Raw genomic sequence first — 13,522 nt, 5'->3', positions numbered from 1 at the left:
GACGCTCAGCGCTGGTAGCGGGCCAACACCAGGTTGCCGTCCTCCTCCAGGCGTCGACGCAGCTCACCGAGGTCGATCGCGCCGCTGTAGTACTCCTGGAAGGCGGGTGTGGCCACCTTGTCCTTCCACTCCGGGTAGCCGCGTACGGACTGCGCGGGCGCCGGGCGCAGATGGGCGGCGAGGGCGGTGCCGGTGGCCCAGCCGTCCTTCGCGGTGTGCAGGGCGGGATCGTTCAGGGCCTGGGTGCCGGTGGGCAGCATCCAGTCGCCCAGGGCGAGCCGGACCATGTTCTCGGGCCGGAGCAGGAAGTCGATGAACTCGGCGGCCTCCTTCTTGTGCGGACTGTCCTCGGCGACGGACAGGGTCTGCGGGCTGACCCCCTGGGTGAGCCCGTCGGCGCCGGCCGGGGCGGGCAGCACCTGCCAGGCGAAGCCCTTCGGCGCCTGCTGGGTGATCTGCTGGCGGTACGAGAAGCCGAGCGGGACCATCGCGTACGTGCCGCCGAAGAAGCCGGGCAGGGTGTCCGAGCCGCCGCTGCCGAGGGTGGTCGGCGAGGCGCTGCCGTCGATCTCGGCCTGGTCGTGGATGGTGCGCGGCACCACCGCGTCGCCGGTCCCGAAGCGGACGGTCATCTTGCCGTCCGCGCCCCGGTGGAAGAGCTGTCCGCCCGCCGACAGGGACAGGTTGAGGGTGGCGGAGACGGGTTCCTTGAGCGGCCAGGCCACGCCGTACCGGCCGTCGCCGCTGAGCCGCTCGGTGATCCGTCTGAACTCCGGCCAGCTCCACGGGTGTTCGGGGGTGGGAATGCGTACGCCCGCCTCCTTCAGCCGGGCCGAGTCGGCGATGAGCACCCGCGGCTCCTGCAAGAAGGGGACGCCGTAGATCCCGTCCCCGAAGGTCGCCGTGTCCCAACTGCGCTGCGGGATGTCCGACCTGAGCCGCTCGGGCAGCAGGTCGGTGAGATCGGCGAGGTAGCCGCCGTACGCGAAGTCGGCGAGGTCGTCCGAGGCGTCGTGGATGATGTCGGGCGCCTCACCGCCCTCGAAGGAGGTGAGCAGCTGGTCGTGGACACTGTCCCAACTCCCCTGGACGTACTCGACCTTGACGTCCGGGTGTGCGGCGTTCCACTCCTCGACCAGGTCCTGGTTGGCCTCGACGGACTCCTGCTGCCAGGCCAGGGACTGGAAGCGGAGGGTGACACGGCCGTCCCGCGAACCGCTGTCGTCGCCGGTGCAGCCGGCGAGCAGCAGGGCCAGCGCGAGGACGCCGGCGATCTTGACGCGCATCAGCTCTTCACCGCCCCGGCCATCATGCCTCCCGTGATCCGTCGTTGGATGATCGCGAAGACGACCAGTGAGGGCAGGGTGGCCAGGAAGGACGCCGCGGCCAGCGGGCCCAGGTCGGCGACGCCCTCCGCGCCGATGAAGTGGGTGAGGACGACCGGCAGGGTCTGCTTCTCCGGCGTCTTCAACAGCACCAGCGCGAAGAAGAACTCGTTCCACGCCGTGATGAACGCGAACAGGCCCGTCGCCACGATCCCCGGCGCGAGCAGGGGCGCCGTCACCGACACCAGCGTCCGCAGCCGCCCGGCCCCGTCCACCGCCGCCGCCTCCTCCAGTTCGGCGGGCACGGCACGCACGTACCCGACGAGCATCCACAGCGCGAACGGCAGCGCCCACACCACGTACACCAGCACCAGCCCCGCCAGGGAGTTGATCAGGCGCAGCTCCTTCAGCACCAGGAACAGCGGGATGATCACCAGCACCAGGGGGAACGCCTGGCTGACGACCACCCAGCCCGTGGCGGCCCTGGCGAGCCGGGTGCGGTGGCGGGCCATGACGTACGCCAGCGGCGTCGCGATCAGTACGGCGATCAGCGCGGCGCCGAGCGCGGCGAGCAGGGAGTTGCCCGCGGCGCGCAGCAGTGGCTGTTCGTCGAAGGCCTGGCGGAAGTTGTCGAGGGTGGGGTCCCGTGGGATCCAGGTGGGGTGCGGACTGCCCAGTTCCCGGGGTGACTTGAAGGCGGTGGAGACCAGCCAGAGGAAGGGGAAGGCGAGGAAGACGAGATATCCGAGCAGGGCCGCGTACTGGCCGACCCGGCCGCCTGTACTGGTCCTCACGCGTCGTCCCCTCCCCTGAGGCGGCCCACCAGGAACAGGGCCAGCAGCACCGAGATCACGGCGACCATCACGCAGCCCATCGCCGCCGCGTAACCGAACTGGCCGTAACGGAAGGCCTCTTCGTAGGCGAAGAGCATGGGCAGGCGGGTCCGGCCGCCGGGCCCTCCGCTGGTCAGGACGTAGACCAGGGCGAAGGAATTGACGTTCCAGATGAAATTCAGGGCGGTGATCGCGAGCGCGACCGGTCTCAGGGCGGGCCAGGTGACCGTCCAGAAGCGCCGCCACGCACCGGCCCCGTCCATCGCGGCCGCCTCGTGGAGTTCGCGCGGGGTGCTCTGCAGGCCGGCGAGGAGCGCGACCGTGGTCTGCGGCATGCCCGCCCAGACGCCGACCACGATCACCGCGGGCAGGGCGGTCCCGAGGCCGCTGAGCCAGTCGCGGCCGTCACCGAGACCGAGGTCGCGCAGGGTCTCGTTGAGAACGCCCGCGTCCGGGTTGTAGACGAGCCGCCACATCACACCGACGACGACCTCGGGCATGGCCCACGGGATGATCGCCAGGGCGCGGGCCAGCCAGCGCAGCCTCAGGTCCTGGTCGAGCAGGAGGGCGAGTCCGAGCGCGAGCAGGAACTGCGGGACGGTCACCCCGACCGCCCAGACCAGGCCGATGCGGAACGACTCCCAGAACAGCGTGTCGTGCAGCAGATCCTGGAAGTTGAGCCCGCCGATCCACTCCGTGGGCTCGGTCCGCCCCGACTGGGCGTCGGTGAAGGCCAGCGTGATCCCGTAGAGCAGCGGGCCCACGCTCAGCACCAGGATCGGGATCAGCGCGGGCAGCACCAGGAACCAGGCCCCGCGGTCGGGCGGCCGTAAGCCCCCGTCGGCGCGCCCGGCGCCCTGCGCCGACCGCTTCGTCGCGGTCATCACGGTCACGTGATCGGCTCCTTCGCACGGCTCGTGACGCATCCGGGCCCGGTGGGCCCCGGTCATGGTCGTGAAGCGGCTCTGCCCCGTCAAGGCACCGCGCACACCGGTCCGACCTGTGCGAATGCGACACTGGCCGGCGGATGGCGGGAACTCGACACCGTCCGGAACCGTGGGGCGACCCGGTACGGACGACGGCACGGAGGCGGACGATGGACGAGGCACGGGCGCGGGACGTACTGGCCGCGGCGGGGGTACTGCCCGGCCGGGCCGGGGACGCGCGGCTGCTCGCCCTGGGCGAGAACGCCGTGTTCGCCGCCGGTGACCTGGTCGTCAAGGTGGGCCGCGACGCCGAACTCCTCGACCGGGCACGCCGGGAACTGGCCGTCGCGGTGTGGCTCGCCGAGCAGGACGTGCCGGCGGTACGGGCGGCGGGCCCCGAGGCGCTGTCGGTCGAGGGCCATCCGGTGACCGTGTGGCACCGCCTGCCCGAGCCCGTACGCCCCGCCGAGCCCCGAGATCTGGCCGAACTCCTCCGCGTGGTGCACGCCCTGCCCGCCCCTTCCTTCGAGCTGCCGCCGCGCGACCTGCTGGACGGGGTGGAGCGGTGGCTGCGGCTCGCGGGCGCGGCGATCGACCCGGAGGACGCGGCGTACCTGCGCGAACGCCGCGACGGTTTCGCGTCGGCCGCCGCCGCGCTGACCCCACGACTGCCCCCGGGGCCGATCCACGGCGACGCCCTCCCCCGCAACGTCCACGTCGGACCGTCCGGCCCGGTCCTCGTCGACCTGGAGACCGTCTCCTCGGACCTGCGCGAACACGACCTGGTCGTCATGGCCCTCTCCCACGACCGCTACGGGATGTCCGCCGCGGCCTACGACTCGTTCACCGAGGCGTACGGCTGGGATGTGCGCGAGTGGTCGGGCTGTTCGGTGCTGAGGGGCGCCCGGGAGACCGCGAGTTGTGCGTGGGTGGCCCAGCACGCACCCAGCAACCCGAAGGCGCGGGCGGAGTTCGACCGGCGAGTGAGGTCGCTGCGCGAGGGGGACCCGACGGTGCGGTGGTACCCGTTCTGAGGTCTGTGGCCGGCGCGCCTGTGGCCCAGAGCGAGACCGCCGTCCCGCCCCCCGGACAGGACACCCCGGCTCACACGGGCTCGTCGGCCAACTCCCGCAGCGGCCACACGCTGTCCACGACCGCGTCCGCGTCGCCCTTGCGGCGCAGGAAGCTCTGGAAGTCCGCCGCCCACTCGGCGTACCACTCGATCTGGCGGCGGTGCAGTTCCGCCGGGCCGAGCTCCGCGACCTTGGCGTGGCGCTCGGCTATCGCGCCGGCCAGCCGGGCGGCGGCGAGGGCGTCGGCCGAGGCCTCGTGGGCGGACTCCAGGACGACGCCGTACTCCTGGCAGACCGCTTCGAGGTTGCGCTTGCCCCGGCGGTAGCGGTCGGCCCAGCGGTCGATCGTGTACGGGTCGACGACCGGGGCGGGGTCGAGGCCGCCCAGGCGTTCACGCAACGACAGCAGGCCGTGGCGTCGCAGCTCGGCCGAGAGCAGGGTCAGGTCGAAGGCCGCGTTGTAGGCGACGACCGGCACCCCCGTCTTCCAGTACGTCACCAGGACGTCCGCAATGGCCTCCGCGACCTGGTCGGCCGGCCTGCCCTCGGTGGCCGCGCGCTCGTTGCTGATGCCGTGCACCGCCACGGCCTCCTGCGGGATCTCCACACCGGGATCCGCCAGCCACTCCCGGCGCCCCAGGGGCTGCCCGGCCCTGACCTCTATCACGGCGCCCGTGACGATACGCGCCTCGCGCGGATCGGTCCCGGTCGTCTCCAGGTCGAAGCCGATCAGCAGCTCGCGGTGCCAGCCCATGGGTGGTTCCCCCTTCGTGGTGGTGCTTTCCCCCAGTGGTTTCCACGATCGCACGCACCACTGACAATCCGCGGACCGCATTCCGCTCAGCGGGCGGACAGTTCGGGACACCGACGAGCGAACCACCCCAAGCGGGGCCCGCTCAGTTCAGGACACCGGCCGCGAATCAGCCCAAGCCGTCTCGAACTCCTCGCGGTACGTGGGAAAGAGACCGGAGTCGTCGGCTTCGCCCGGTTTGACCAGCCTGCTTCCGCCGCGCAGCACCAGCACCGGTGCCTCCATCCCCCGCGAGCGCCGCAGATAGGACTGCACCACGGCGATTCCGTCCGAGCCGTCACCGTCCACCAGGTACGCCGTGAAGCGGGGCGTCTCGTCGTAGACCTGGATCTCGAAGGCCCCGGGGTCGCGCAGCTTGGAGCGGACCCGGCGCATGTGCAGGATGTTCATCTCGACGGCCCGGCTCAACTCGCCCCGCTTGAGGCCGAGTTCACGCTCGCGTCGCTTGACCGCGCTGGAGGCCGGGTTCAGGAACAGCAGTCGCACCCGGCAGCCGGTCTCGGCCAGTCGCACCAGCCGGCGGCCGGAGAAGTTCTGCACGAGCAGGTTGAGGCCGATGCCCACCGCGTCCAGCCGGCGGGCGTCGCCGAAGATGTCCTCGGCGGGGAACTGGCGCATCAGCCGCACCCGGTCGGAGTGCACCGCGACCACGTCCGCGTACCTCTCGCCGACGAGGTTCTCGACCGCGTCCACCGGCAGCCGGCGTGCGGAAGGCAGGTCGCCGCCGGTGCCGAGCATCTCAAGGAGCCGGGCGGAGGCCCGCTCGGCCTGGTTGAGGACGGCCTCGGACAGGGCGCGGTTGCGTGAGACGACGTTCCGGGTGACCTCCAGCTCGTCCAGCGCCAGTTCGACGTCCCGGCGGTCGTCGAGGTACGGCTCGAAGCAGGGCCAGTGCTGCACCATCAGCTCCCGCAGCTGCGGAAGGGTGAGAAAGCTGAGGACGTTGTCGTCGGCCGGGTCGAGCAGATAGCCCTTGCGGCGGCTCACCTCGCGTACCGCGACCGCGCGCTGGACCCACTCCTGGCCGGCCGGTCCGGCCGCGGCGACCACCCAGTCGTCGCTGTGCACGGGTTCGTAGACGGGGCGCAGCACGGCGGCCACGACGGCGCGCAGCCGCTGTTCGACGAGATTCAGCCAGATGTAGGCGCGTCCCGCCCGCTGGGCACGGGTGCGCACCTCACGCCAGGCATCGGCGTCCCAGTCCAGCTCCGGCCCGATGGCACCCGCGTCCATCGGCCGGGCCAGGGACACCGTGCCGGGCGGGGCGTCCGCGGAGTCTCCCTGGTGATTCTCGCCACCAGGGGGCAGCTCCAGCCCTCCCGAGCCCACCCGTGCACCGCCTTCCGCTCCCCCGAGCTCTCCCGGGGCTCCAGGCCCCATCCAAAGATCAAGGAAGAGTACTCCGCAAGCGGTCGGCGGTGCAGCCCGATGGACGGGTCGTTTCTCAACTACGCGGCCGCCAGTGACCGTTCTGCCAGGCCAGGTCGTCGGGAGTGAGCGGATTCATAGCGGTGACGTCCCTCGGGACGATGGAGAATCCCTGCCAGTGGATCGGCATGGGCTGCTGGTCCTCGTCCCGGGCGATGTGGTGGAAGCCCACGTTCATCCAGACGACCGGGTGCGTGAGGGTCTGGCCGTTGACCCACTTGTCCACGGTCTTGCCACCGCAACTGCCCGGGTTGTTACTGGCGAACAGCTCGCAGTTGTTGTACTGGGTGAAGTACAGGTCGTGCTTGGTGAAATTACGGCCCGGGTACTTGGTGCTGGTTCCGGGGACGATCTCGTACGACCGCGCGTGCCCGTCCTTGTTCTTGCCGGACTCGCTGACCATCCGCCACCAGCGGTAGGCCTTGGTGTCGGCCGCCTGTTCCTTGGTGACCTTGGTGCGGGTGGTCTTGGTGGTCGGGGCCTGCTGGCCGGCGGCGGGCGCGGTGACCGCCGAGTCGTACTGCTCGACGCGGTTCTTGGACGAGCCGTCGAGGCCGAAGTCGAGCCGCCAGAAGACGTTGTGGCTGTGGCTGGTGGCGGACGCCTTGGCGGCGCCCTTGCCTATCGGCCAGCCGCGGCCGTCGCCGGCGTCGTAGTCCTCGAAGGAGAGGCTGCCGGTCGCGCCCACGTTCATGGTGACCGTGCCGTCGTCCTGGAAGCGCCACTCGGTCATGTACTCGTACCAGCCGACCTGGTTGACCGTGTAGACGAGCAGGTCCTTGCCCTGGGCCTGGTAGACCTTGTTCGCGGCGTCGCCCTGCATGCGGTAGGCGTGGCCGCGGGAGCGGGTGGTGGTGCACAGACCCTTGACGTTCGGGTTGTCCGAGGTCCAGAGGTCGGGGACCTTGACGGTCTTGATGGTGCCGCCGGGGCATTCGCCCGGCGCCAGGTTCATCAGGCCCTGGGCGAAGTTGAAGCCGGTCAGGTCGTCGTACTCGTTCTTCCCGTCGTCGTACGGGACGTGGATCTGACCGAGCCGGGCGCTGTTGAGGACCTTGATCGGCGCGCTTTCGTCCTTGGGCTGGTAGGAGACGTTCTCCAGGACGAGCCCGGCCTTGTTGTCGTAGCGGTAGCACATCCGCCAGGTCGTACCGCTGTCGAGCTTCTGCTCGATGCGGTAGGCGGCACTGCAGTCGGCGGCCGCCGCGGCGGCGGTCTTCGGCTGGGCGGGCTGGGCGGCGGCCGGCCCGGCGCCGGTGGTCGCACCGGCGGCCAGTGCGGCCACGGACAGGCCGACGGCGGCCCGGGTGCGGGCCCGGCTGGTTCTGGGCGGCCGGGCATCGCTGGTGGAGCGCTTCACGTGCATGGAGAAATGACTCCCTCGCAGGAGGTGCGGGTTCGAAGAGTGGACGGAGGGTGGCTCAGTCCTTGAGCTTGGCGACCTTGCGGGCGCTCAGGTCGATCACCAGGGTCCGGGCGTCGATCCACGACCCGTTCTTGATCTTCGGGAACAGCCGTACGCAGCGGTGCTCGCCGCACTTGTCCAGTACGGCGGGCTGGGCGCCCGGAGTGGCCCGGTAGACCCCGCCGGTCACCAGCAGCTGGTCGGCGGAGGTGAGCGCCTTGCCGGTGGCGTCCTTGTAGTCCGCCTTCAGTCCCGCGCCCAGCGGGTCGGCGATCAGGAGGTTCGTCGCCTCGACGTTCTCCTCCCGGCTCAGCGGCGGCTGGACGCCGCGCTGGGTGTCGGTCCGCACGACCTTCCCGCTGTCGAGGTCGACGGTCCGGGACACGAGGGTGTCGTCCCGGTAGTCGTAGAACGTCACGTCGGCCCGCCTGGGCGCGTCCGGGTCGCCGACCTCGGCGGCCTCGGGATCGGCGAGGTCCACGGTGAGGCGCTGCGGGCCGCGGTCGCCCTCGACGTCCTCGCTGGTGTCACGCAGCTGCTTGTTCAGGGCGATCTGCTCGACGCGCGTGACCTCGTCGTCGGTCAGCGGGTCGCGGCCGGTGCCCTTGTCGCCCTCGGCGGCGGGCTGCTCCACCACTCCGGGCGCCACCGCGCCCTGCCCCTGTCCCTGCTCCTGGCCCGGCTCCTGGCCGGCGGCCTGCTGACCGGCCCGGGTGGTCCCCTGGGTGCCTCCGGTCTCGTCGGCCCCCGCCGTGCCCGGCAGGGTGATCCCGACCATCACGGCGGTCCCGGCCACCGCGATGGCCGCACCGGCCACCACCTTGCCCAGGTGGCGGTGCACTATCTTGCGCACATCTTCCCCCTACTCCCCCAACATCCCCGGGAGTACGTGTCTGCCCCATTTTTTTCGGCTCGCGGTGTGGTCATCGATCACCGCGGGCACTGGTCGCCCGGTAAGAGGGACGTAAGTCATAGGTGGTTCCCTCACTTTCGGGGAGACTCATGACCAAGGCGCACCCGGCGGCCCCACTCACCTGAAAGAGTCGTATCCATGCAGGTCTGGCCTGGAGAGGCGTATCCACTCGGCGCCACGTACGACGGCGCCGGCACGAACTTCGCGGTCTTCACCGAGGCCGCGGACCGAGTAGAGCTGTGTCTGTTGCACGACGACGGCTCGGAGACGGCGGTGGAACTGCGGGAGAGCGACGCGTTCGTCCGGCACGCGTACGTGCCCGGCATCATGCCGGGACAGCGCTACGGCTTCCGCGTGCACGGGCCGTCCGCACCCGAACGCGGTCTGCGCTGCAACTCGGCGAAACTGCTGCTCGACCCGTACGCGAAGGCGATCAGCGGGGCGATCCGCTGGGGCGAGGAGGTGTACGGCTACCACTTCGACGAGCCCGACAAGCGCAACGACCTGGACTCGGCGCCGCACATGATGACGTCGGTCGTGGTCAATCCGTACTTCGACTGGGGCGACGACCGGCGCCCGCGCACCCACTACCACCACACCGTGATCTACGAGGCCCATGTGAAGGGCCTCACCATGCGGCACCCGGGGCTGCCGGAGGAACTGCGCGGGACGTACGCCGCCCTCGCCCATCCGGCGATCATCGAGCACCTCACCGAGCTGGGCGTCACCGCGCTGGAGCTGATGCCGGTCCACCAGTTCGTGAACGACCACCGTCTGGTCGACCTGGGGCTGAACAACTACTGGGGCTACAACACGATCGGCTTCTTCGCCCCGCACAACGCGTACGCCTCCTGGGGCGACCGCGGCCAGCAGGTCCTGGAGTTCAAGTCGGCGGTGCGGGCGCTGCACGAGGCCGGCATCGAGGTCATCCTGGACGTCGTCTACAACCACACCGCCGAGGGCAACCACATGGGCCCGACGCTGTCCTTCAAGGGCCTCGACAACCCGCAGTACTACCGGCTGACGGACGATCCCCGTTACTACATGGACACCACGGGCACCGGGAACTCGCTGCTCATGCGGTCCCCGCACGTGCTCCAGCTGATCATGGACTCGCTGCGCTACTGGGTCACCGAGATGCATGTCGACGGGTTCCGGTTCGACCTCGCGGCGACCCTGGCCCGGCAGTTCCACGAGGTGGACCGGCTGTCGTCGTTCTTCGACCTGGTGCAGCAGGACCCGATCGTCTCGCAGGTGAAGCTGATCGCGGAGCCGTGGGACGTCGGCGAGGGCGGCTACCAGGTCGGCAACTTCCCGCCGCTGTGGACGGAGTGGAACGGCAAGTACCGCGACACCGTGCGGGACCTGTGGCGGGGTGAGTCACGCACACTGGCGGAGTTCGCGTCCCGGCTGACCGGTTCGTCCGATCTGTACCAGGACGACGGACGGCGGCCCCTGGCCTCCATCAACTTCGTGACCTGCCACGACGGGTTCACCCTGCGTGACCTGGTCTCGTACGACGAGAAGCACAACGAGGCCAACGGCGAGGACAACCGGGACGGGGAGAGCCACAACCGGTCCTGGAACTGCGGGGTCGAGGGCGAGACCGACGACCCGGCGGTGCTGGACCTGCGGGCCCGGCAGATGCGCAACTTCATCGCCACGCTGATGCTGTCCCAGGGCGTCCCGATGATCAGCCACGGCGACGAGGTCGCGCGCACCCAGCACGGCAACAACAACGCGTACTGCCAGGACAGCGAGCTGGCCTGGGTGGAGTGGCCGGGCACCGAGGGGCTCGGGCGTGAGCTGCTGGACTTCACGCGCGCGATGGTGGGCCTGCGCAAGGACCATCCGGTGTTCCGGCGCCGGCGCTTCTTCCACGGGCGGACCGTGGAGGGCACCACCGACGAGCTGTCGGACATCACCTGGTTCACTCCGCAGGGCGAGGAGATGACCCAGCAGGACTGGGACTCGCCGCAGGCGCCGGCGCTGGCGGTGTTCCTCAACGGCAACGCGATCTCCGAGCCCGGTCCGCGCGGGGAACGCATCACCGACGACTCGTTCCTGCTGATGTTCAACGCCACACCCGAGACGCTGGACTTCGTGGTGCCCGTCAGCCACGGCCGGCAGTGGGAGGTGGTGGTCGACACCGCCCGCACGGACGCCGTCCCGCCCGCCTCGGGCACGAAGGTGCAGGCCGGCGACCGGCTGACGCTGGTGGACCGGAGCATGATGGTGCTGCAGCGGCCGGTCTAGGCGCCCCGCTGGGACCGGGTTCCCCAGCGCGTCCCGTCCGGTGCCCCCGGGGCGACGGACGGGACGCGCGCGGGGCAAGTGACGGTGGTGATGACACGAAAGGCGGCAGGGCGGGTACGTAGGTCTGCATGACACCTGAGCGATCCGCCCCGGCGGTGCCGACGGCCACCTACCGGTTGCAGCTGCAGCGCGAGTTCCCGTTCTCGGCGGCGGCCGCGGCCGTGCCGTACCTGGCCTCGCTCGGGGTCTCGCACCTGCATCTGTCCCCCGTCCTGGAGGCGGTTCCCGGCTCCACGCACGGCTACGACGTGGTGGATCACGCGCGGGTGCGCGAGGAACTGGGCGGCGAGGACGGGCTGCGGGCGCTGGCGCGTACCGCCCGCGAGCACGGGCTCGGTCTGGTGGTGGACATCGTGCCGAACCACATGGCGGCGGCCCCGCGTCACAACCACGCCCTGTGGGAGGTGCTGCGCGAGGGGCCCGAGTCCCCGTACGCGCGGTGGTTCGACATCGACTGGGAGGCGCAGGGCGGCCAGGTGCTGCTGCCGGTCCTCGGGGGCCCGCTCGGCACCCAGGTCGAGCACCTGGAGGTCGACGGGAACCTCCTGCGCTACTACGAGCATGTGTTCCCGCTGCGGGAGGGCACCGGGGAGCTGCCGCTTCCGCAGCTGCTGGACGCCCAGTGGTACCGCCCGGTGTGGTGGCGGCTGGCCCGGACCGAGCTCAACTACCGGCGGTTCTTCAGCATCTCCGAACTCATCGGGGTGCGGGTGGAGGACCTGGAGGTCTTCGAGGCGACGCACGCCAAGATCCTCCAGCTGCTGCACGAGGGCGTCGTCGACGGCCTGCGGATCGACCACCCCGACGGCCTCGCGGACCCCGACGGCTACCTCCAGCGGCTCCACGAGGCGACCGGCGGTCGCTGGACGGTCGTGGAGAAGATCCTCGCGGACGGGGAGCACCTGCCGGCCTCCTGGCCGGTCGCGGGCACCACGGGCTACGACGCGCTGCGGCACATCGACGGTCTCTTCGCGGACCCGGCCGGGGCCGGGGAACTGCTGGGTCAGTACCGGCGTTTCGCGGCCCCGCAGGCGGACCGGGGCGGGGACTGGGCGGCGACCGTGCGGCGGGCCGCGTACAAGGTGCTCACCCATGAGCTGGCGGCCGAGGTGGACCGGCTGACCCGGGTGGCGAGCCGCCTGTGCGCCACTTCTCCGGAGCCCGCGCTGCGTGACCGCGCTCCCTGGGCGCTGCGGACCGCCCTCCAGGAGCTCCTGGTACGCCTGGAGGTGTACCGGCCGTACTCCTCGGGGGACGCGGCCCGGGTCGTCACCGAGGAGGCGGCGGCGCAGGCCCGGTCGGCCTTCCTGGTCCCCGAGGAGGGCGGCGCGGTCGACGTCGTACGGGACCTGCTGCTGGGGCGCTACGGCGACGGGCCCGGGCACGCCGAGTTCCGGGCCCGGTTCGCGCAGACCTCGTCGGCGCTGCGCGCCAAGTCCGTCGAGGACACGGCGTTCTACCGCTACGTGCCGCTGCTGTCGGCGACCGAGGTGGGCGGCAACCCCGGCGCCCCCGCGGTGTCCCCGGAGGACTTCCACGCCTACTGCGCGCGCGTGCAGCGCGACTGGCCGGCCGGCGGCACCGTCGCGTCGACGCATGACACCAAGCGCAGCGCGGACGTCCGGGCGGCCCTCGCGGTGCTCACCGAGTGCCCGGGGCGGTGGGCGGACGTGCTGGCGGAGGTGACCCGCACCGGGGAGGGAGTGCCGGACGCACAGCTGGCGTGGGCGGCCTGGCAGACGGTGTTCGGGCTCGGCCCGGCTCCGGCGGAGCGGGTCCAGAGCGCCCTGCTGAAGCACGTACGTGAGGCGGGGCTGTACACGAGCTGGACCGAGCAGGAAACCTCGTACGAGGAGGCGGTGGCGGCGTTCGTCGCGGCCGGGCCGTGCGGGGTGCCGGGCGAGCGGGTCACCGCGTTCCGGAGCACGCTGGAGCCTCACATCCAGGCGAACGTGCTGGGCACGGCCCTCGTCCAGCTGACGATGCCGGGCGTGCCGGACGTGTACCAGGGCACGGAGGGCGAGTACCGGGCGCTGGTCGATCCGGACAACCGGCGGCCCGTTCCGTTTCCCCCTGAGGACCCGGGCGACAAGGCCGCGGTGACACGGGCGGCGCTGCGGTTGCGCGGGCGGCGGCCGGATGTCTTCGGCGACGCGGCGACGTACGCGCCGCTGACCGCCGAGGGTCCCGCTGCGGGTCACTGCCTGGCGTTCGTGCGCTCCGGGGAGACTCTGACGGCCGTGACCCGGCTGTCGCTGCGGCTGGCGGAGGCGGGCGGCTGGCGGGACACCCGGCTGCCGCTGCCGCCGGGGCGGTGGGCCGACGTGCTGGCACCGGGGCGGGAGTTCACGGGGCACACCAGCGTGGCGGAGCTCTTCGACCGGCTTCCGGTGGCGCTGTTGGAGCGGGTCGGGGAAGAGACGGAGGACACCAGGGAGGCGTAGGCGGAGGGACGGTACGGGTGATGGCGTCGGCTCCCGGACAGGGGTCGC

The 13,522-nt window shown here is 71.3% G+C and carries 10 protein-coding genes; 3 read left to right on the top strand and 7 right to left on the bottom strand.

Features of this window, described 5'->3' with window-relative positions:
- Nucleotides 1-5: 5 nt before the first annotated feature.
- The 3 genes from ACFYRY_RS28045 to ACFYRY_RS28035 are packed head-to-tail and all read right to left on the bottom strand — an operon-like array spanning nucleotide 6 to nucleotide 3,042.
- Nucleotides 6-1,286 carry an ABC transporter substrate-binding protein gene (locus ACFYRY_RS28045; protein WP_389151313.1) on the bottom strand — a complete coding sequence of 427 codons (1,281 nt, stop codon included), beginning with the start codon at nucleotides 1,284-1,286 and terminating at the stop codon, nucleotides 6-8.
- Nucleotides 1,286-2,119: a carbohydrate ABC transporter permease gene (locus ACFYRY_RS28040; RefSeq protein ID WP_389151310.1), complete on the bottom strand. Its 834-nt coding sequence runs from the start codon at nucleotides 2,117-2,119 to the stop codon at nucleotides 1,286-1,288. Before ACFYRY_RS28040 ends, ACFYRY_RS28045 begins: the two co-directional genes overlap by 1 nt.
- The gene (locus ACFYRY_RS28035; RefSeq protein WP_389151656.1) at nucleotides 2,116-3,042 is read right to left on the bottom strand and encodes a carbohydrate ABC transporter permease; all 927 of its coding nucleotides are present in this window, start codon (nucleotides 3,040-3,042) and stop codon (nucleotides 2,116-2,118) included. Before ACFYRY_RS28035 ends, ACFYRY_RS28040 begins: the two co-directional genes overlap by 4 nt.
- A 212-nt stretch (nucleotides 3,043-3,254) precedes the next feature.
- On the opposite strand from ACFYRY_RS28035, the gene ACFYRY_RS28030 reads away from it, so the two are divergent.
- Nucleotides 3,255-4,118: a phosphotransferase enzyme family protein gene (locus ACFYRY_RS28030; protein WP_389151307.1), complete on the top strand. Its 864-nt coding sequence runs from the start codon at nucleotides 3,255-3,257 to the stop codon at nucleotides 4,116-4,118.
- 70 nt (nucleotides 4,119-4,188) lie between these two features.
- On the opposite strand, the gene ACFYRY_RS28025 is transcribed toward ACFYRY_RS28030, so the two are convergent.
- The 4 genes from ACFYRY_RS28025 to ACFYRY_RS28010 form a co-directional block, all read right to left on the bottom strand.
- The gene (locus ACFYRY_RS28025; RefSeq protein WP_389151304.1) at nucleotides 4,189-4,911 is read right to left on the bottom strand and encodes a 3'-5' exonuclease; all 723 of its coding nucleotides are present in this window, start codon (nucleotides 4,909-4,911) and stop codon (nucleotides 4,189-4,191) included.
- Between the two features lie 147 nt (nucleotides 4,912-5,058).
- Nucleotides 5,059-6,348 (bottom strand): SAV2148 family HEPN domain-containing protein, encoded by a 1,290-nt coding sequence (locus tag ACFYRY_RS28020; RefSeq protein ID WP_389151302.1) that lies wholly within the window; start codon nucleotides 6,346-6,348, stop codon nucleotides 5,059-5,061.
- 64 nt (nucleotides 6,349-6,412) lie between these two features.
- Nucleotides 6,413-7,762, bottom strand: a complete 1,350-nt coding sequence (locus ACFYRY_RS28015; protein WP_389151299.1) for a copper amine oxidase — start codon at nucleotides 7,760-7,762, stop codon at nucleotides 6,413-6,415.
- Nucleotides 7,763-7,817: 55 nt separating this feature from the next.
- The gene (locus ACFYRY_RS28010) at nucleotides 7,818-8,654 is read right to left on the bottom strand and encodes a Tat pathway signal sequence domain protein (RefSeq protein WP_389151297.1); all 837 of its coding nucleotides are present in this window, start codon (nucleotides 8,652-8,654) and stop codon (nucleotides 7,818-7,820) included.
- Nucleotides 8,655-8,852: 198 nt separating this feature from the next.
- Between ACFYRY_RS28010 and glgX the strand changes: the two genes are divergently transcribed.
- Nucleotides 8,853-10,970 carry a glycogen debranching protein GlgX gene (gene glgX / locus ACFYRY_RS28005; RefSeq protein ID WP_389151294.1) on the top strand — a complete coding sequence of 706 codons (2,118 nt, stop codon included), beginning with the start codon at nucleotides 8,853-8,855 and terminating at the stop codon, nucleotides 10,968-10,970.
- Between the two features lie 128 nt (nucleotides 10,971-11,098).
- Nucleotides 11,099-13,474 carry a malto-oligosyltrehalose synthase gene (gene treY, locus ACFYRY_RS28000; protein ID WP_389151291.1) on the top strand — a complete coding sequence of 792 codons (2,376 nt, stop codon included), beginning with the start codon at nucleotides 11,099-11,101 and terminating at the stop codon, nucleotides 13,472-13,474.
- The last annotated feature ends 48 nt before the right edge of the window (nucleotides 13,475-13,522 follow it).

The sequence above is a fragment of the Streptomyces sp. NPDC005263 genome (genome assembly GCF_042872365.1).
Taxonomy (GTDB): Bacteria; Actinomycetota; Actinomycetes; order Streptomycetales; family Streptomycetaceae; genus Streptomyces.
Note: the sequence above shows the minus strand (reverse complement) of the source record. Positions and strands in the feature narration are given on the sequence as shown.